This window comes from Pseudomonas fluorescens group sp. PF-1, assembly GCF_054481335.1.
On the sequence record NZ_JBTMNG010000002.1, the window covers coordinates 1,356,959 to 1,373,592 of the forward strand.

The 16,634-nt window shown below is 58.8% G+C and carries 16 protein-coding genes and 1 pseudogene; 14 read left to right on the forward strand and 3 right to left on the reverse strand.

Features of this window, described 5'->3' with window-relative positions:
- Positions 1-25: 25 nt before the first annotated feature.
- Positions 26-1,576 (reverse strand): nitric oxide reductase transcriptional regulator NorR, encoded by a 1,551-nt coding sequence (norR, locus tag ACX3YD_RS20850; protein ID WP_458960887.1) that lies wholly within the window; start codon positions 1,574-1,576, stop codon positions 26-28.
- 156 nt (positions 1,577-1,732) lie between these two features.
- Here norR and hmpA point away from each other — a divergent pair, with 156 nt between their 5' ends.
- From hmpA to ACX3YD_RS20895, 9 genes are all read left to right on the forward strand, one after another.
- Complete coding sequence (gene hmpA, locus ACX3YD_RS20855) at positions 1,733-2,914, forward strand: NO-inducible flavohemoprotein (protein ID WP_458960888.1); 1,182 nt, start codon at positions 1,733-1,735, stop codon at positions 2,912-2,914.
- 270 nt (positions 2,915-3,184) lie between these two features.
- Positions 3,185-3,694: a disulfide bond formation protein B gene (locus ACX3YD_RS20860; protein ID WP_103405254.1), complete on the forward strand. Its 510-nt coding sequence runs from the start codon at positions 3,185-3,187 to the stop codon at positions 3,692-3,694.
- An 819-nt stretch (positions 3,695-4,513) separates the two neighbouring features.
- The gene (cyoA, locus tag ACX3YD_RS20865; RefSeq protein ID WP_047537929.1) at positions 4,514-5,449 is read left to right on the forward strand and encodes a ubiquinol oxidase subunit II; all 936 of its coding nucleotides are present in this window, start codon (positions 4,514-4,516) and stop codon (positions 5,447-5,449) included.
- Positions 5,450-5,452: 3 nt separating this feature from the next.
- Positions 5,453-7,483 carry a cytochrome o ubiquinol oxidase subunit I gene (gene cyoB, locus ACX3YD_RS20870; protein WP_103405255.1) on the forward strand — a complete coding sequence of 677 codons (2,031 nt, stop codon included), beginning with the start codon at positions 5,453-5,455 and terminating at the stop codon, positions 7,481-7,483.
- A gap of 3 nt (positions 7,484-7,486) precedes the next feature.
- Entirely contained in the window at positions 7,487-8,110 is a 624-nt protein-coding gene (locus ACX3YD_RS20875; protein WP_047537935.1) for a cytochrome o ubiquinol oxidase subunit III, read from the forward strand.
- Positions 8,111-8,452 (forward strand): cytochrome o ubiquinol oxidase subunit IV, encoded by a 342-nt coding sequence (gene cyoD, locus ACX3YD_RS20880; protein ID WP_103405256.1) that lies wholly within the window; start codon positions 8,111-8,113, stop codon positions 8,450-8,452. It begins immediately after the preceding gene.
- A gap of 11 nt (positions 8,453-8,463) precedes the next feature.
- Entirely contained in the window at positions 8,464-9,351 is an 888-nt protein-coding gene (gene cyoE / locus ACX3YD_RS20885; RefSeq protein ID WP_047537940.1) for a heme o synthase, read from the forward strand.
- A 231-nt stretch (positions 9,352-9,582) separates the two neighbouring features.
- A complete protein-coding gene (locus ACX3YD_RS20890) occupies positions 9,583-9,867 on the forward strand; it encodes a hypothetical protein (RefSeq protein WP_458960889.1) in 285 nt (94 codons plus the stop codon).
- Positions 9,851-10,303, forward strand: a complete 453-nt coding sequence (locus tag ACX3YD_RS20895; RefSeq protein ID WP_103405257.1) for a hypothetical protein — start codon at positions 9,851-9,853, stop codon at positions 10,301-10,303. The genes ACX3YD_RS20890 and ACX3YD_RS20895 overlap by 17 nt, the downstream gene beginning before the upstream one ends.
- A 99-nt stretch (positions 10,304-10,402) precedes the next feature.
- Here ACX3YD_RS20895 and ACX3YD_RS20900 read toward each other — a convergent pair.
- Positions 10,403-10,513 (reverse strand): annotated as a pseudogene (locus ACX3YD_RS20900) (DUF3077 domain-containing protein); the annotation flags it as partial.
- A gap of 133 nt (positions 10,514-10,646) precedes the next feature.
- Positions 10,647-12,065, reverse strand: coding sequence for an aminotransferase-like domain-containing protein (locus ACX3YD_RS20905; protein ID WP_103405258.1), 1,419 nt, complete (start codon positions 12,063-12,065; stop codon positions 10,647-10,649).
- A gap of 150 nt (positions 12,066-12,215) precedes the next feature.
- On the opposite strand from ACX3YD_RS20905, the gene ACX3YD_RS20910 reads away from it, so the two are divergent.
- The 5 genes from ACX3YD_RS20910 to yfcF all read left to right on the forward strand — a co-directional run bounded on the left by ACX3YD_RS20910 (position 12,216) and on the right by yfcF (position 16,619).
- A complete protein-coding gene (locus ACX3YD_RS20910) occupies positions 12,216-13,316 on the forward strand; it encodes a hypothetical protein (protein ID WP_458960890.1) in 1,101 nt (366 codons plus the stop codon).
- 42 nt (positions 13,317-13,358) lie between these two features.
- Positions 13,359-14,639 (forward strand): ATP-grasp domain-containing protein, encoded by a 1,281-nt coding sequence (locus tag ACX3YD_RS20915; protein ID WP_458960891.1) that lies wholly within the window; start codon positions 13,359-13,361, stop codon positions 14,637-14,639.
- A 61-nt stretch (positions 14,640-14,700) separates the two neighbouring features.
- Positions 14,701-15,195: a RidA family protein gene (locus tag ACX3YD_RS20920; protein ID WP_103405261.1), complete on the forward strand. Its 495-nt coding sequence runs from the start codon at positions 14,701-14,703 to the stop codon at positions 15,193-15,195.
- Positions 15,196-15,278: 83 nt separating this feature from the next.
- Positions 15,279-15,764 carry a cupin domain-containing protein gene (locus ACX3YD_RS20925; RefSeq protein WP_103405262.1) on the forward strand — a complete coding sequence of 162 codons (486 nt, stop codon included), beginning with the start codon at positions 15,279-15,281 and terminating at the stop codon, positions 15,762-15,764.
- A gap of 210 nt (positions 15,765-15,974) precedes the next feature.
- The gene (gene yfcF, locus ACX3YD_RS20930) at positions 15,975-16,619 is read left to right on the forward strand and encodes a glutathione transferase (protein ID WP_458962068.1); all 645 of its coding nucleotides are present in this window, start codon (positions 15,975-15,977) and stop codon (positions 16,617-16,619) included.
- The last annotated feature ends 15 nt before the right edge of the window (positions 16,620-16,634 follow it).

The following is a 16,634-nucleotide window of genomic DNA, read 5'->3' on the forward strand; positions in this document are numbered from 1 at the left end:
GTGCGGTTCGGACACAAGTTGGGCGTCACTTCATGCCGAGCCTCTTGGCCATCCGCCCAAGATTCGCCCGATCCAGGCCCAGCTCACGCGCCGCACTCGCCCAGTTGTTGTGATGCCGCTCCAGGCACGCGCCGATCAACTGGCGCTGATAGTTTTCGGTGGCTTCGCGCAAATCCCCCGTGACCAGCGCCATGGCGGCGGGCGCCGTTTGCTCGGCGGGTGCTTGCGCATTGGCATTGGGCAGGTCCAGGTCCGCCGCGCTCAAGCTGAGAATCTTTGGCCGTTCCTTGCAGTTACCCAAGGCTTTCAGGGCGCTGCGGCCGATCAGGTGTTCCAGCTCCCGCACATTGCCCGGCCAGTCGTAAGCCAGCAGGGCAGCCTGGGCATCAGTGCTCAGGCGCAAGCTGTTGAGGCCCATGCGCGAGCGGTTCTGTTCCAGAAAGTAGCCGCTGAGCAACAGCACATCCCGCCCGCGATCGCGCAGGGCCGGTACTAATAGTGGGTAAACGCTGAGGCGGTGATAGAAGTCGGCGCGGTAACGGCCGCTGCGCACTTCTTCGGCCAGGTCGCGGTTGGTCGCCGCGATCAGCCGCACGTCGACCTGATGCTCGGTATCCGAACCCAGTCGCTGCAATTGACCACTTTGCAGGACCCGCAGCAGTTTTGCCTGAACGGTCAGCGACAGCTCGCCGACTTCATCGAGAAACAACGTGCCGCCGTTGGCCAGTTCAAATTTGCCGCGCCGATCATTCATCGCCCCGGTAAAGGCGCCGCGCACGTGGCCAAACAGTTCGCTCTCCACCAGTGTGTCCGGCAGAGCGGCGCAATTGAGGCTGATGATCGGTTTGTCGGCCCGGGTCGAAGCGGCGTGAATGGCCTGGGCCACCAGTTCCTTGCCAACCCCGGTTTCTCCGGTGATCAGCACGGTCAGGTCGCTGCCGCCCACCAGGTTGATTTCTTCCACCAGGCGCTTGTGCGCCTTGCTCTGGCCAATCATTTCACGGCTCTGCTGGCCGCTGGCCTGACGGTACACCTCGGCGCGCTGGTGTTCGTCCTCGACGCGATTGTTCAGGCGTTCGATGCGCTCGGCGGCGTTGACCGTGGCGGCGGCGAGGCTGGCGAAGGCTTCCAGCGAATCGAGTTCGATCGGTTGAAACTGTTCCGGATCGAGGGCGTCGAGGGTTAGCAGCCCCCACGGACGTTCATCGATAAACAGCGGGCAGCCCATGCAGTCATGGACTTCCAGATGATCATCCAGACCCTCGACCAAACCGTCATATGGGTCGGGCAGGTCGCTGTCGGCGGCGAAGCGGGTCGGCCCGGAGCTGCTGAGCAAGGCTTCGAAGCGCGGGTGTTCACTGACCTTGAAGCGGCGGCCGAGGGTGTCGGTACTCAAGCCGTCGACGGCCAGCGGCACCAGCCATTCGCCGTCGAGGCGCAGCAGGGCCGCCGCATCGCAAGGGAGCAGGGCGCGCATGGCTTCCAGCAAGCGCCGATAGCGCTCGCCTTCGGGCAGTTCGCGGGACAGGTCCGAGACCAGTGGCAGCAGGGCGGTCAGCAGGGATTTTGCAGTCATAGTGACTCCATGTAGTCAGTGTGACTATAAAGCAAGCTGTGTCGATATGACTATCTTGTCTGTAAGTTATTGATTTTTAACAATATAAATATTGGCATGGAAACTGATAAGTACAGGGCAAACGTTGAGAAAACCTCGTTGCCCTGGAGTCACTTTATGCTTAGCGCCCAAGACCGTGCCATCGTCAAATCCACTGTACCGTTGCTGGAAAGCGGCGGCGAAGCCTTGATCACCCACTTCTACCGCATGATGCTCTCCGAGTATCCGCAAGTGCGCCCACTGTTCAACCAGGCTCACCAGGCCAGCGGTGACCAGCCGCGCGCCCTGGCTAATGGCGTACTGATGTATGCGCGCCATATCGACCAACTCGACCAGTTGGGCGACCTGGTGGCCAAGATCATCAACAAGCACGTGGCCCTGCAAATTCTGCCGGAGCACTACCCGATTGTCGGCACCTGCCTGTTGCGCGCAATCGCCGAAGTCCTGGGCGAAGAAATCGCGACGCCGGAAGTGATCGCGGCTTGGGGCGCGGCTTACGGTCAACTCGCGGACATCCTGATCGGTGCCGAAACCAGCATCTACGATCAGAAGGAGCAGGCACCGGGCGGCTGGCGCGGGGCGCGGGAATTCATCGTGGCGGCCAAAGTCGAAGAAAGCGCTGAAATCACCTCGTTCTACTTCGAACCTGCAGATAAAGGCCCGATTCTGGCTGCAGAGCCAGGCCAGTACATCGGCATGAAACTGATCCTCGATGGCGAAGAGATTCGTCGTAACTATTCACTGTCGGCCCTGGCGAACAAAGGCCAGTACCGCATCAGCGTCAAGCGGGAAAACGGCGGTCGTGCCTCCAACCATCTGCACGATCAATTGCACGTCGGTTCGAGCATCCAGTTGTTCCCGCCATCGGGCGAGTTCACCCTGACCGCCAGCGAAAAACCGCTGGTGCTGATCAGCGGCGGCGTCGGCATCACCCCGACCCTGGCGATGCTCGAAGCGGCGCTGGAAACCGAACGGCCAGTGCACTTCATCCACTGTGCCCGCAATGGCAGCGTTCACGCCTTCCGCGACTGGATCGACGGTCTGGCGGAGCGTCACCCGCAACTCAAGCGCTTCTATTGCTACGACGAAGATGACGGCGTCAGCGCGGCGGCACACAAGGTCGGGTTGTTGAGCCAGGAGCAACTGGGCGAATGGCTGCCGGCAGAGCGCGATGTAGACGCTTACTTCCTGGGCCCTAAAGGCTTCATGGTGGCCATCAAACGGCACCTCAAGGCCTTGGGCGTGCCAGAGAAACAAAGCCGTTATGAGTTCTTCGGGCCGGCTGCGGCGCTGGAGTAAGTCCCAGGCGCGGTGATCCAGCCTCACCGCGTCGCGTTCATCGCGGGCAAGCCGCGCTCCCACACGTTTGATGTCGTTCGCGCTTCTTGGGATCGACAGGAACCCTGTGGGAGCGCGGCTTGCCCGCGATGGCTGCACCTCGGTCCCGAATGGAAAAAAGACCGAAAGTTAATCCCTTCTTAACCCGCTTATCGTCTATTCCCCCGACATCCCCCGACACGCACCAGGCGTGTAGACTGGCGGGCAATCGATACCTTGAAGGGAAACGCGATGAGCGAGGAAACAATGCGGTTGGGCCGTGAGCGGCGCTTTCTGGTGTTGCTGGGCATTATCTGCCTGGCGTTGATCGGCGGCGCGCTGTACATGCAAATCGTACTGGGCGAGGCCCCTTGCCCGCTGTGCATCCTGCAACGTTATGCCTTGCTGTTGATCGCGCTGTTTGCCTTCATCGGCGCCGCGATGCGTACCCGTCGCAGCATCACGTTATTTGAAACCCTAGTGGTGATCTGCGCGCTGGCAGGCGTCGGGGTGGCCGGGCATCACGTCTACACGCAGTTTTATCCGGCGGTGAGTTGCGGCATCGATGTGCTGCAACCGATCGTGGACGGTTTGCCGCTGGCGAAGATCTTCCCGCTGGGTTTCCAGGTGGATGGCTTCTGCTCTACGCCATACCCGCCGATCCTCGGGTTGTCCCTGGCGCAATGGGCGCTGGTGGCCTTCGTGCTGGTCGTCGTGCTGGTGCCGCTGCTCACGGTGCGAAACCGCAAAGCCCTGCGCTGAGGAACCTGAAAAAGCCCCGGTCCTCGATGAGAGGACCGGGGCTTTTTTTGTCTTGAGAAATGCGTTTCAGCGGCTCGGTGAAAAGAGCGTGATGTGTGGCAATGAAGGGTGTGACACGTGTGCGACATGTTGTCACATCAGGGGTGTCGCAGCGGCGCCCGGGACGGCGGATTGGTACGTCGTTACGCAAGGAAATTGGCCTGCTTTTCGGGGTGGCCATTTTGCCCGAATCCGGCTGGAGCAGGCAGTTTTAACAGGCTCTGGCAATTTGCCAGAGCCCTTGTCATATCGGGGTTTGGGGCAGGTCGGTGGCGCCTGGAGTTGCCCGGATACTGTCTGAATCGCGGGTGGTAGACCTACAATTTTTGGTGTTTTTGTTGAGAATTAATTTCGATAAAATGCGCCACTTTTACGAAAACCGGTCGGTATTGTTGCCGGTTTGGATAAAAATTATTTCGGGATGAGACATGGTTTATAAAACGCTACATATCTACAATCGCCCGCACTGAATTCCCGACTCCGCTCGCCCTGACTCAGGAGCATGAGCAGAAACCGGGTGTCGAGAGGCCGGGTGGCTTCATGCGACCCCCTGGTGTCGGTGCCTCCAATTATCCGCACCAAATGGAATTGGTCTGTAACAAGGCCTTTGACCACGAATTCGAATAAGAACTCAACGCTAGCTCAGGATTTGTCGAAACGCGTCTGACGCACGACGGGCCAGCCCTTATTCAATCCAAGAAAAATGCCAACCCTTGGCAGGGTGAAGTGTTGGCGATCAAAACCCAACTGCATTGCGCAAGCAGCTTTAGAGGTCGTGAGATGAGTAAAAACAGGTACCCCAGATTACTAGGCCTAGTGCCGCTGCTCGGCACGTTGTTGCTGGGAGGCTGCAACATGACCTTGCTCAATCCCACGGGCCAGGTTGGCCTGGAGCAGCGAAACCTGATCATCACCGCAACGCTGCTGATGCTGTTGGTCGTGGTCCCGGTCATCGTGATGACGTTCCTGTTCGCCTGGAAATATCGCGCGTCCAACACTAACGCCACTTACACGCCGAAATGGAACCACTCCACCAAGATCGAGATCACGGTGTGGACTGTTCCGATTCTGATCATCCTTGCCCTGGGTTACATCACCTACAAGACGACTCACGAGCTGGATCCATACCGTCCGATTCAATCCGACGTGAAGCCGGTGACCATCGAAGTGGTCGCGCTGGACTGGAAGTGGCTGTTCATCTACCCGGAACAAGGCATTGCCACGGTCAACAAGATCGTGTTCCCGGCGCACACGCCAGTTAACTTCCGGATCACCTCCGACGCTGTGATGAACTCGTTCTTCATCCCGGGCCTGGGCGGCCAGATCTACGCGATGGCGGGCATGCAGACCAAGCTGCACCTGATCGCCGACCGCAACGCTGAAATGGAAGGCATCTCGGCCAACTACAGCGGTGCCGGTTTCACCGGTATGAAATTCAAGGCAATCGCCACGACACAGGAAGATTTCGACGCCTGGGTCAGCGAAGTCAAGAAGGCACCTAAACAGCTTGAACAAGCTGAATACGCTGCCCTTTCCAAGCCAAGCCAGAACAACCCAGTCGAGCTCTACTCCTCGGTCACGCCGAACCTGTTCCAGACCATCGTCGACAAGTACGAAGGCATGAAACCAGGTCCGAAACTGAACCACGAGAAGAAAGAGAAAGAAGTCGCCGCTACGGACATGAACTCGCATTCAGCTGCCGGGGCAGAGGAGTAAACGATGTTTGGTAAATTAAGTTGGGAAGCGGTCCCGTTCCACGAGCCGATCGTGATGGTGACCATCGCCATGATCGCGCTGGGTGGTCTGGCACTGTTCGCTGCAATCACCTACTTCAAGAAGTGGACCTACCTGTGGACCGAGTGGCTGACGTCGGTCGACCACAAGAAAATCGGCGTGATGTACATCGTCGTCGCCATGGTCATGCTGCTGCGCGGCTTTGCCGACGCCATCATGATGCGTACCCAGTTGGCCATGGCCACCGAGGGTTCGCCTGGCTACCTGCCACCTGAACACTATGACCAGATCTTCACCGCTCACGGTGTGATCATGATCATCTTCATGGCGATGCCATTCTTCACCGGCCTGATGAACCTTGCAGTGCCGCTGCAGATCGGCGCGCGTGACGTTGCCTTCCCGTTCCTGAACTCCCTGAGCTTCTGGCTGCTGGTGTCCGGCGTTGTGCTGATCAACCTGTCCCTGGGTGTCGGCGAATTCGCCAAGACCGGTTGGGTTGCCTATCCGCCGCTGTCGGGCCTGCAATACAGCCCTGGCGTGGGGATGGATTACTACATCTGGGCGCTACAGCTATCGGGCCTGGGTACGACGCTGACGGGGGTCAACTTCCTGGCCACCGTGCTGAAAATGCGTACCCCTGGCATGAAGCTGATGGACATGCCGATCTTCACCTGGACCTGCACCTGGGCCAACGTCCTGATCGTGGCTTCGTTCCCGATCCTGACCGCTACCCTGGCACTGCTGACGCTTGACCGTTACATGGATTTCCACATTTTCACCAATGAACTTGGTGGCAATCCGATGATGTACGTCAACCTGTTCTGGGCCTGGGGTCACCCTGAGGTGTACATCCTGATCCTGCCGGCATTCGGCATTTTCTCGGAAGTCATCTCCGCCTTCACCGGCAAGAAACTGTTCGGCCACCACTCGATGATCTACGCCTCGGGCGCGATCTCGGTACTGGGCTTCATGGTTTGGCTGCACCACTTCTTCACCATGGGCTCCGGGGCCAGCGTCAACGCCTTCTTCGGTCTGGCGACGATGCTGATTTCCATCCCGACGGGTGTGAAACTGTTCAACTGGCTGTTCACCATCTACCAGGGCCGTCTGCGCTTCACCAGCCAGGTGCTGTGGACCCTGGGCTTCATGGTGACCTTCGCCATCGGCGGCATGACCGGTGTTCTGCTGGCCATCCCGGGTGCTGACTTCGTTCTGCACAACAGCCTGTTCGTGATCGCGCACTTCCACAACGTGATCATCGGCGGTGCGGTATTCGGTTACATCGCTGGTTTCGGCTTCTACTTCCCGAAAGCGTTCGGCTTCAAGCTGCACGAAGGTTGGGGCAAGGCAGCGTTCTGGTTCTGGATCAGCGGCTTCTTCGTCGCGTTCATGCCGCTCTACGCGCTGGGCTTCATGGGCATGACCCGTCGTCTGAACGCCACCACCAACCCTGAGTGGGTGCCGTACCTGTACGTCGCCATGTTCGGTGCGGTGATGATCGCGTTCGGTATCGCCTGCCAACTGATCCAGCTGTACGTCAGTGTGCGTGACCGCAACAAGCCAGAGAACAAGTGCGAGCACGGTGACCCGTGGAATGGCCACACTCTGGAATGGTCGACCTCGTCGCCACCTCCGTTCTACAACTTCGCTGTGCTGCCTAAGGCTGACTGCATCGACCCGTTCACCGAAGCCAAGGAAAACGGTACCGCGTACAAGGCTCCGGCCAAGTACGAACCGATCCACATGCCAAACAACACCGCCACCGGTGTGGTCATGGGCGCTCTGTTGACCGTGTTCGGCTTCGCCATGATCTGGCACATCTGGTGGCTGGCCATCGCCAGCTTCGCTGGCACCGTGATCTACTTCGCGATCCACGCGGCCCGTGATGATCAAGGCTATATGGTGCCGGTCGACGTGATCGAGCGCATCGAAGCCGAGCAGCACAAGCGTCTGGTAGCGGCAGGGAAAATCCCGGCCACCGCCACCCGTGTTGAAACCTCGTTGGAACAGGCTTAAACCATGTCGAATTTAGTGACCAATGTTGGACACGCCCATGGTGACCATGGGCACGATGACCACCACCACGACTCGGGCGAGATGACCGTATACGGTTTCTGGCTCTACCTGATGACCGACTGCATTCTGTTTGCGTCGATCTTCGCGGTGTACGCGGTTCTGGTTAATAACGTAGCGGGTGGCCCGTCGGGCCACGACATTTTCGAACTGCCTTACGTACTGGGCGAAACCGCTCTGCTGCTGTTCAGTTCGATCACCTACGGCTTCGCCATGCTGGCGTTCTTCCGTGGCAACAAGAAGCAGGTCCTGGGCTGGCTGGCCATGACCTTCCTGTTCGGTGCCGGCTTCATCGGCATGGAGATCAACGAGTTCCACATGTTGATCTCCGAGGGCTACGGCCCTAGCCGTTCGGGCTTCCTGTCCGGGTTCTTCACCCTGGTCGGCACCCACGGTCTGCACGTGACCAGCGGTCTGATCTGGATGGCGATCATGATGTACCAGGTCAACAAGCACGGCCTGACGGCGACCAACAAGACTCGCCTGAGCTGCCTGAGCCTGTTCTGGCACTTCCTGGACGTGGTGTGGATCTGCGTGTTCACGGTTGTTTATCTGATGGGGACTATGTAAATGGCTAACGCAGCTCATTCTCACAATGGTCACGACGACGCCGGTCACGGCAGCGTCAAGTCCTACGTCGTCGGCTTTATCCTGTCGGTGATCCTGACCGCGATTCCATTCGGCCTGGTGATGTACCCGTCGCTGCCGAAGTCGATCACCCTGTGGATCGTACTGGCGTTCGCGATCATTCAGGTGCTGGTGCACCTGGTGTACTTCCTGCACCTGGACCGTTCGGCCGCGCAGCGTAACAACGTGATTGCGTTTGTTTTCGCCGCGATCGTGATCGTCCTGCTGGTTGGCCTGTCGCTGTGGATCATGTTCAGCATCCACACGTTCATGATGGCGAAGTGAGGTAAGTCCGGATGTCCTTTAAGCACTTTATCCAAATCACCAAACCGGGGATCATTTTCGGTAACGTGCTTTCTGTGGCAGGCGGATTTTTCCTGGCCTCCAAAGGGCATGTCGATCTGGCCATTTTCCTGGCCGCCATGATCGGCACGTCCCTGGTGGTCGCCTCCGGTTGCGTGTTCAACAACTGCATCGACCGCGACATCGACCTGAAGATGGAGCGCACCAAGAACCGGGTGCTGGTCCAGGGCCTGATCTCCCTGAAACTGGCCCTGGTCTACGCGACCGTCCTGGGCGTCGCCGGCGTTGCGCTGTTGTACAAGGTGGCCAACCCGTTGGCCGCGCTGTTCGCGGTGATCGGTTTCGTCATCTACGTCGGCTTCTACAGCCTGTACCTCAAGCGCAAGTCGGTTCACGGCACGCTCGTGGGCAGCCTGTCGGGCGCCATGCCGCCGGTGATCGGTTACGTCGCGGTGAGCAACACCTTCGACATGGCCGCGCTGACCCTGCTGGTGATGTTCAGCCTGTGGCAGATGCCGCATTCCTACGCCATCGCGATCTTCCGCTTCAACGATTACCTGGCCGCCTCCATCCCGGTGCTGCCTGTGAAGCGCGGAATCGAAGTGGCCAAGAAGCACATCCTGATCTACATCCTGGCCTTCCTCGTGGCGACCTTGATGTTGACCTTCAGCGGTTACGCCGGCATGAGCTACCTCGCCGTCGCCGCGGCCATGGGCATGTACTGGCTGTACATGGCCTGGACCGGCTACAAGGCAGTGGATGACACGGTCTGGGCACGCAAGCTGTTCGTGTTCTCGATCTTCACCATTACCGCGTTGAGCGTGATGATGTCCCTGGACTTCAAAGTGCCGACCGAGCTGTTGCTGACGTACGCGCCGTAAGGTTTAGATGCTGGATTGAAAAGCCCCGCCTTCGAGAGAAGAGCGGGGCTTTTTGTTGGGTGCTTTTCTGGTGTCGCTATTGCGAGCAGGCTCGCTTGGATGGGGCGATTTGGCAGGCGAAAAAACTTAAGGATTTACCTGAATTTTCCCACGGAGTTTTCAGGTTGAGGGTCGGAAGTCGTCTGTCTAGCCTCGGGATGCCGTTATTACAAGCATCCCAGAGGATCTACGATGGAACTGCCAGAGGTAATCACCCCCTGCGTTAATACGGATACTGCGTTGGGGCATATCGCCGCGCCTGTCGACATTGCCATCTCCAAGCTGGGCAGAGCGACCGATCAGGACATCGGTGATATCAAGGCACTTCTCAGGGCTGGTTTCATATTGACCCGCGAATTCCGCCGGCTCGCGTTACAGGCGATTGATGTATATGTTGGCAATAAGGAACCACCCATCTCCGTTCTTACGAATATTTTGCACGATTACCTGGAGAGCACTGATGACGAAGCCCCTTGACGGCCACGTCCTCACATCCGCTTTGGACACGCTGGTAAAAAGACCTTTGAATCAAGCTGACGACGCCGCGCTCGTGAGTGCCGCCAAGGCTGTCTGGTATTCCAACTCAGATCTGGAGGGCGAGTTAGTCGCTTTTTTGAGTTGTCACACTGACGAGGTTGAGGTTCGGCGTGCCGGGTATCTGCTAGAGCGATTCACTCGCTTTACGTGTGTATCCGATCTCCGCGTGTCAGAAACCCTCAATGCCCTCGAACTTGTTGCACATTGGACTTGCGGACAACCCGTGACCCCAAGAACCGTCACACCACTGCGTCGACGTCGTGATGAGCTCGCTGTCTCTTGGGGATTGAGTGAGGGTCTTGGCCTGAAAGCCCAAATCCTCATGCCTTTTCAAACCCGGCATTACGAAGCTGAGCAGCGCGCGATGTTTTCCTGAGCCCAGCTTGCATCAAAGCGGCTGCATCGCTCGTCCTGTAATGACGACGTTTAGCGGCTTAAAAGCCCCACATTCAAAAGAATCGCGGGGCTTTTTCATTTATGCGCGGTTGTTACACGGTGCATCGAGCACCTTCACCACGTCATCGATGATGGCCTTGCTCATGTCCTGCAAGAAGTGTGAGGCCCAGGCGTGGCGATCTGCTGGCCGGGGATCTCATTGCACAGCGAAACCCCTGTGGGAGCGGGCTTGCCCGCGATGGCGGTGGGTCTGGCGACATTGATGCTGAATGTGACGCCCTCTTCGCGGGCAAGCCCGCTCCCACAGGATCGAAGACAGTCAGTTATTTTTGCGGCTTGTCCAGCAACCGGAAAAACCGCTCCCGCACCTGCACGTGATCACTGTGCGCCACGTTGAATCTTAGAAACTGATTGGCATCCTGCGATTTGCTGAGCAAGGTTCCCGGTGCCAGTACCAGGTCGATTTCCAGACCCTTTCTGGCCAGGCACTCGGCTTTGAATCCTTCTGGCAATCGGGTCCAGATGTACAACCCTTCCCCTGGCAGCGATGACACCGAACACCCGGCTTCGCCCAGCCACGCCGCCACCCGGCTGTTCGACTCATAGAGCCGGTCCACCGTGCGGCGCATGTGTTTGGCGTAGCTGCCGTCGCTGAGCATGGTGCAGATAATCTGCTCGGCCATTTCCGAGGTCATGCCACCGCAGGCCATTTTCAACGTCACCATCCGCGCCGCCAGTTGCGGTGACAGCACGGCGAAGCTGACGCGGCTATTGGCGGTCAGGGTTTTGGAAAACCCGGAGACGTAAGAGACATTGTCCAGCCCGCTCGCGGCCAGGCGCGGCGTTCGACGTTGCTGCATGTCGCAGTACAAGTCGTCTTCGAGGATGTGGAAGTTGTAGCGATGGCTCAGCTCCACCAAGCGGTAAACCTGCGCCGAGGTGAACGAATGCCCGGTCGGGTTGTGCAGGGCATTGTTGGTCATGTAGAGCACGGGACGATGGGTGATCAGCAATTGCTCGAACGCGTCCAGGTCCATGCCGTCGCACTCGCGGCGGATGGTAATGACCTTGACGCCATGCCAGGCCAGATTGGTGTGCATCGTGAAGTAACACGGGTCATCGAGCAGCACCGTGTCGCCGGGTTTGACCAGCAGGCGCATCAGCATGTCGATGGCTTGTACGGTGTTGGCGGTGGTGATGATCTGCTGCACCGGCGCCTCGATGCCCAAGGTCGACATCTTGACCCGCAAGGCCTGGCGCAGAGGCAGGTAACCGCTGGCGTTGCCGTATTCGCCCATGCGCAAGGTGGTCGCGCGAAGCGTTCCGCGCACGGCTTTGAGCAATTCTTCGGCAGGCAACCACGAGGACGGCAGAAAACCGGCCCCTGGGCGCAGCGCACCATTGTCCAGCAGCACGGCGCGGCGGACGACGCTGAGGGTGTCTTGCGGGAGCAGGTCCGGCCCGGCGTTGGCTGGCAGCGTAGTGCTGGAGCGGTGCACGTAATGCCCCGAACCCTGGCGGGAAACCACCAGGCCCTTGGCCCGCAAGCGGTCCAGGGCGTCGACCACCGTGGACTTGCCCACATGCATCAAGTCGGAGAGTTCGCGAATCGGCGGCAGCCTGGAGCCGTGGGGCAGGCCGCCCTGGCTGATCGCCACCGTGAGTTGATCGACGATCTGCTGGACCAGCGGCACACCTGGCTGGAACTCGATAGCGGCGATCACTGCTCGCTGAGCCTGCATTTTACTGGTCTCTCCGGCAGTAAAGTTCGTTTGATTCTATACGAACTTGCTCTGATCAAGACAGGCATCTCTTTTTACTATCACTTTGGAAAGTTTTCGGATTATCGACCTGTTGCCAGTCGTTCAGTCGCCAGGTTCATGAGGTGCCGCATGAGTTTAGAAACAACCGCCGTCGTGGCGAAACCGGTGATCAACCTGCGCTTGTTCACCATTCGAATCATCACGGCCGTGGCGTTGTTCGCGGTGTTGGGCAAGGCCAACGTCTGGCTCGATACCGCCACCAACAGCATTCTGGCCCTGGGGTATCGGGCCTTGTTGTTGCTGCTGCCGTTGACGTTGCTGGTCCTCGGTCGCCGTTCCCTGAGTGTCACGCTGCTGAGCGCTGCCGCCGGCCTGGTGCTGTTGGCCGTCACCCACAACCAGGGCGTTGTCATGTTTGCCGCGGCGCTGTTTGCCTACGGCATCGCGATTGCCGGTTACCTGATCAAGAGCGAAGCGGCACAGACCAAGGAAGGCGCGGCCTACAACCGCGTCGCCATGAACATGGGCAGCCTGGTGGCAGGTCTGATCCTGCTCTCGCCATTGCTGACCCCCTCCCTGTTTTTCCTCGGCGCGGCCGGTTTTGTCCTGCTGTGCCTGCCCATCGCCATGGGGGCGACCTTCACCTGCGATCCCGTGGTTGCCCGTCCCGCCGGCCAGGAAGGCAGCGGCTGGGGCAACAAACTGCCGTGGGTCATCGCCGGCGTCATCATGGGCATCAAGCTGTTTGGCGTGTTCTCGATCCTGCCGCAAGCGATCCTGCTCAAGACCGGCGAACTGCCGGCCTGGTACGGCCTGATGCTGATCCTCAACAGCGCCGTGGTGGTTTTCGCGCAAGTGCCGGTCATGAAACTGATCGAGCGCACCGGGCGCTTCAAGGTGCTGACAGTGATCGCCATCATCGTCGGCGGTTTTGCGGTGCTGTCTTCACCGGCGGCGTTCCACGTCGAAACCCTGGTCGGCGCGCTGGTCTGGGTGGCGCTGCTGTCCATCGCCGAGTGCGCGTTCAGTCACCTCGATTACTTCTCGGTCAAGCAGAACAACATGTTCGTCAAGGAAGTGTCCCTGGGCGTCGGCGCCGGGTTGACCGTGTTGATCATGCGGGTCATGCCGCCGCCCTATAACGCGCTGGTGCTGGCGGCCATCGGCGCTGGCGGGATTCTGGTCTGGTATTGGCTCAACCGTAAATCGATCGCGTCGCTGCACGACTGAGTCATCGCCGTTTCGGTTTTCATTTTGCAAGTCGGGGATTTTATGAATACGACTTCATGTGTAGTAGTGGTGGGGTACAACGGCAGCCGGGTTCACGATGTCCAGAAGCTGCGCGATTTGTGCAAGTCGCTGTACAACGCGCGGCTCATCCTGCTGGTCGAGCAGATCCAGCCCCAGGACGATCAGGTCGCTGATCATGTTTGCAGTACATCGCTGGCCGAGAAAGACGTTCCGGCCTCTCTCGAACTGGTGGTCGGTTGCCTTGATGCCGATCGCTGGAAGCTGATCGGGGTGCTGCCGTTTTCGGATCGCGGTGTGCTGCTCGGTGCGGCGCTGGCCAGCCATTTCGGCCTGCCCGGTATCACCCCGGCCGAGGCGCGGGCGGGGCTCGACAAACAGATTTTCCGTCAGCTCGAAGCGACGGCCACAGAGGCGCCCGAGGATTACCGGCCGATCCTTTCCACCCGGATCGAGAGCCTTGCGGAACTGCGCCAGCGCGTGATCGAAATGGGCGGCAAGGCGTTCATCAAGCCTGCCTGCGAAGGTGCCAGCCGCGGCTGCCGGGTCATTCGGCACCCGTCCGAGTGCGACGAGGCCTGGCAGGCGCTCAAGCCCTATCGCGAGGGGGGCATCGTACTCGAAGAGTTGATCCAGAACGCCCGGGAATACAGCTGGGACTATGTCGCCGGAAGCACCTGGATCACCGAGAAAACCACCACCGATGGCGCCTACCGCGCCGAAATCCAGCAAGTGGTGCCCGCCCCTTTGGCAGAGGACGCACAGGCGCGGCTGATGGCCGCCGGCCGACACATGGCCGGGTTGGTATCGCAGGACAACGGGGCCTGGCACAACGAAGTGTTCCACAGGGCCAATCACCGTACCTCGGCGGTGGAAACCAACATGCGTCCCGGTGGCATGCACATCTGGGACCTGGCACGTAAGGCGTTCATCGACTTCGACCCGTGGGAGCGCTGGGTCCGCTGGGCCGTGGAAGGCCAGGTCGTCAACCACGATCCGGTGCCGCGCGGCTACTGCGGCATACGCCTGTTGCGAGCGAACACCGGCGGCATCCTGCGGGATGTACCGGACATCACGTCGCTGGCCCGTTCGCTGAACATCGAGCTGGTGGAAGCGGTGCTGACCAAGCGCATCGGTGATTCGGTCAGTGCACTGGTGAAAGACAATTTTTCGTTCATCGGCCACATCGTGTTGTTCAACGAGCGATACGAGGACCTCAGCGTGGACCTGTTGCGTCTGGCCGAGGCCATTGAATCAAGTGTCGGGATCACCAGCCTGGCCGCATCGGCAAGGGCTGTGGGTTGAGTCGTGGATCAAGCCGCGGCGATCGATGATTTTTGCAGTATTGATCAAGAGGGAAAGGTAAATGAATGCACACATGACCTGTGATGAGCGCTTCATCGCTCTGGCACGGGAATTCGACTATGACATCTACGGCGAAAACACCGCAGGCGGGCATTACGCGCCGCTGATTCGTCATCACGATGAACTGTATATCAGCGGTCTGGTGCCGCGCATGAACGGCAAAATCCACTACCCGGGGCGGGTCGGACTGGAACTCGACATGGCGGACGCGCAGGCGGCCGCCAGCATCAGTGCAATGCGGGGGTTGGCGCTGATCGTGGATGCCATCGGTTCGCTGGACAAGATCAAATCATTGATTCGGGTAACGGTGTATGTGAAGTCCACGGCCGATTTTGTCGACCTCAGTGAAGTCGCCAACGGTGCGTCGGATGTGTTCAGTCACGTACTGGGTGACGCCGGGAAACATACACGCACCACAGTCGGTGTTTATCAATTGCCAAAAAATGCGGCCATTGAAGTGGATATGATCGTGGCGTTGCGACCGTCGGCGTTATAAATGAAGTTGACCGGCTTTACACTGTTGAAGGGTTGGCCTAAGGTCGGGTAATACAGTTCGGCAGAATAAGTTGGAAGCAGCTAATGAATAACGTTCAGGGTGCGTTTTTTTCATATAAGGACTTTCGTCAGAGTCTGGATCGGCAACCGATCAAACCTCGTGTGTGGAGATGTTCCGAACTTGGCGATATGCGCCAGACCCTCGAGGCCAGCGACGTCGATATAGTTGCGCTGGCTCACGATAATACGCTGGAAGGTTGCCAATTGACGCCCGGCATGGCGGTGTCCATGCAATGGCTGGTGCCCGGTTCAACACTCAATGGCCATGCCCATGCCTGGTGGCATCTGTTCATCATCCAGTCGGGCAGCGGTACGTTGTCACTGGGGGATGCAGACGAGGTAAACGTCGGCCCCGGGGATGTCTTGCTGGTGCCGGCCTGGACCTGCCACGGCTTCGTCAACACCAGCACCACCGAGCCGCTGGCCATGCTCAACCTCAGCAACATGCCGCAAATGGCATTGCTGTCCAATCACGCCGCCAACGTTGGCCTGATACCCCGCCCACTGTAATTTCTTCTCGGCTGCACACCAGGGAGTCCGCATACGCTGACTCCCTTTTTTGATTTTTACGCACCTCAAAAATGCCTTCGGACAATTGAAATGCTCTGATTTCTGTATCGATAAAAACAGATAATTTCTGTATCTGTTCAGCGCTTAATCAACTTACTACGATCGCTTCAAATGCAACGGATTAATGTGTTTGATGCAAGGGAGCGTTCTATGGAAAGTACGAAATTAAAGCTGTATCTGGGTGCGGACTATGTCAGTGCTTTTGCCATGTCGGCTTTTGTGGCTTTAAAGGAAAAGCAACTTTCTTTTGAGCTGGTTACGCTGGATTTGAAGGCGCGTGACAACTATCTGGAAAGTTACCGCGATCTTTCGCTGACTTGCAAAATCCCGGTGTTAGTTCACGAAGGTTTTGCGCTTTCGGAGTCTTCAGCCATTGCCGAGTATCTGGAAGAACTCGTTCCAGACTCAAAAAGAATTTACCCGCAAGACATCAAGCAACGCGCCCGTGCCCGTCAATTGCAGGCCTGGTTGCGCAGCGACCTGCTCGTGGTGCGCAGGGAGCGTCCGTTTGACCTGGTGTATTTCGGCAGGAAGGACACGCCGTTGTCCGACGAGGCCCGGGCCGCCGTCGACCGGTTGTTCTTCGTGGCGGACCGCTTGCTGAAGGAGGGCGCCGAGCACCTGTTCGGCGACTGGAGCATTGCCGACACCGACCTGGCGATCATGCTCAACCGACTGGTGGCCAACGGCGATCCGGTCCCGGCGCGCCTCGCGGCCTATGTGCAGCGCCAATGGGACCGCGACAGCGTCCGGGCATGGATGGACTTAGAGCGCAAAGCGCCCGCCATCCAGTAACCACCGCCAGTACAG

What these genes read in the sequence shown, in the direction of transcription:
- cyoE (WP_047537940.1), top strand. Translation starts at nt 8,464, where the DNA reads ATGTCCTTTAAGCACTTTATCCAAATCACCAAACCGGGGATCATTTTC.
- hmpA (WP_458960888.1), top strand. Translation starts at nt 1,733, where the DNA reads ATGCTTAGCGCCCAAGACCGTGCCATCGTCAAATCCACTGTACCGTTG.
- yfcF (WP_458962068.1), top strand. Translation starts at nt 15,975, where the DNA reads ATGGAAAGTACGAAATTAAAGCTGTATCTGGGTGCGGACTATGTCAGT.
- cyoD (WP_103405256.1), top strand. Translation starts at nt 8,111, where the DNA reads ATGGCTAACGCAGCTCATTCTCACAATGGTCACGACGACGCCGGTCAC.
- ACX3YD_RS20860 (WP_103405254.1), top strand. Translation starts at nt 3,185, where the DNA reads ATGAGCGAGGAAACAATGCGGTTGGGCCGTGAGCGGCGCTTTCTGGTG.
- ACX3YD_RS20910 (WP_458960890.1), top strand. Translation starts at nt 12,216, where the DNA reads ATGAGTTTAGAAACAACCGCCGTCGTGGCGAAACCGGTGATCAACCTG.
- ACX3YD_RS20925 (WP_103405262.1), top strand. Translation starts at nt 15,279, where the DNA reads ATGAATAACGTTCAGGGTGCGTTTTTTTCATATAAGGACTTTCGTCAG.
- ACX3YD_RS20895 (WP_103405257.1), top strand. Translation starts at nt 9,851, where the DNA reads ATGACGAAGCCCCTTGACGGCCACGTCCTCACATCCGCTTTGGACACG.
- ACX3YD_RS20915 (WP_458960891.1), top strand. Translation starts at nt 13,359, where the DNA reads ATGAATACGACTTCATGTGTAGTAGTGGTGGGGTACAACGGCAGCCGG.
- cyoA (WP_047537929.1), top strand. Translation starts at nt 4,514, where the DNA reads ATGAGTAAAAACAGGTACCCCAGATTACTAGGCCTAGTGCCGCTGCTC.
- ACX3YD_RS20905 (WP_103405258.1), bottom strand. Translation starts at nt 12,065, where the DNA reads ATGCAGGCTCAGCGAGCAGTGATCGCCGCTATCGAGTTCCAGCCAGGT.
- ACX3YD_RS20890 (WP_458960889.1), top strand. Translation starts at nt 9,583, where the DNA reads ATGGAACTGCCAGAGGTAATCACCCCCTGCGTTAATACGGATACTGCG.
- cyoB (WP_103405255.1), top strand. Translation starts at nt 5,453, where the DNA reads ATGTTTGGTAAATTAAGTTGGGAAGCGGTCCCGTTCCACGAGCCGATC.
- ACX3YD_RS20875 (WP_047537935.1), top strand. Translation starts at nt 7,487, where the DNA reads ATGTCGAATTTAGTGACCAATGTTGGACACGCCCATGGTGACCATGGG.
- ACX3YD_RS20920 (WP_103405261.1), top strand. Translation starts at nt 14,701, where the DNA reads ATGAATGCACACATGACCTGTGATGAGCGCTTCATCGCTCTGGCACGG.
- norR (WP_458960887.1), bottom strand. Translation starts at nt 1,576, where the DNA reads ATGACTGCAAAATCCCTGCTGACCGCCCTGCTGCCACTGGTCTCGGAC.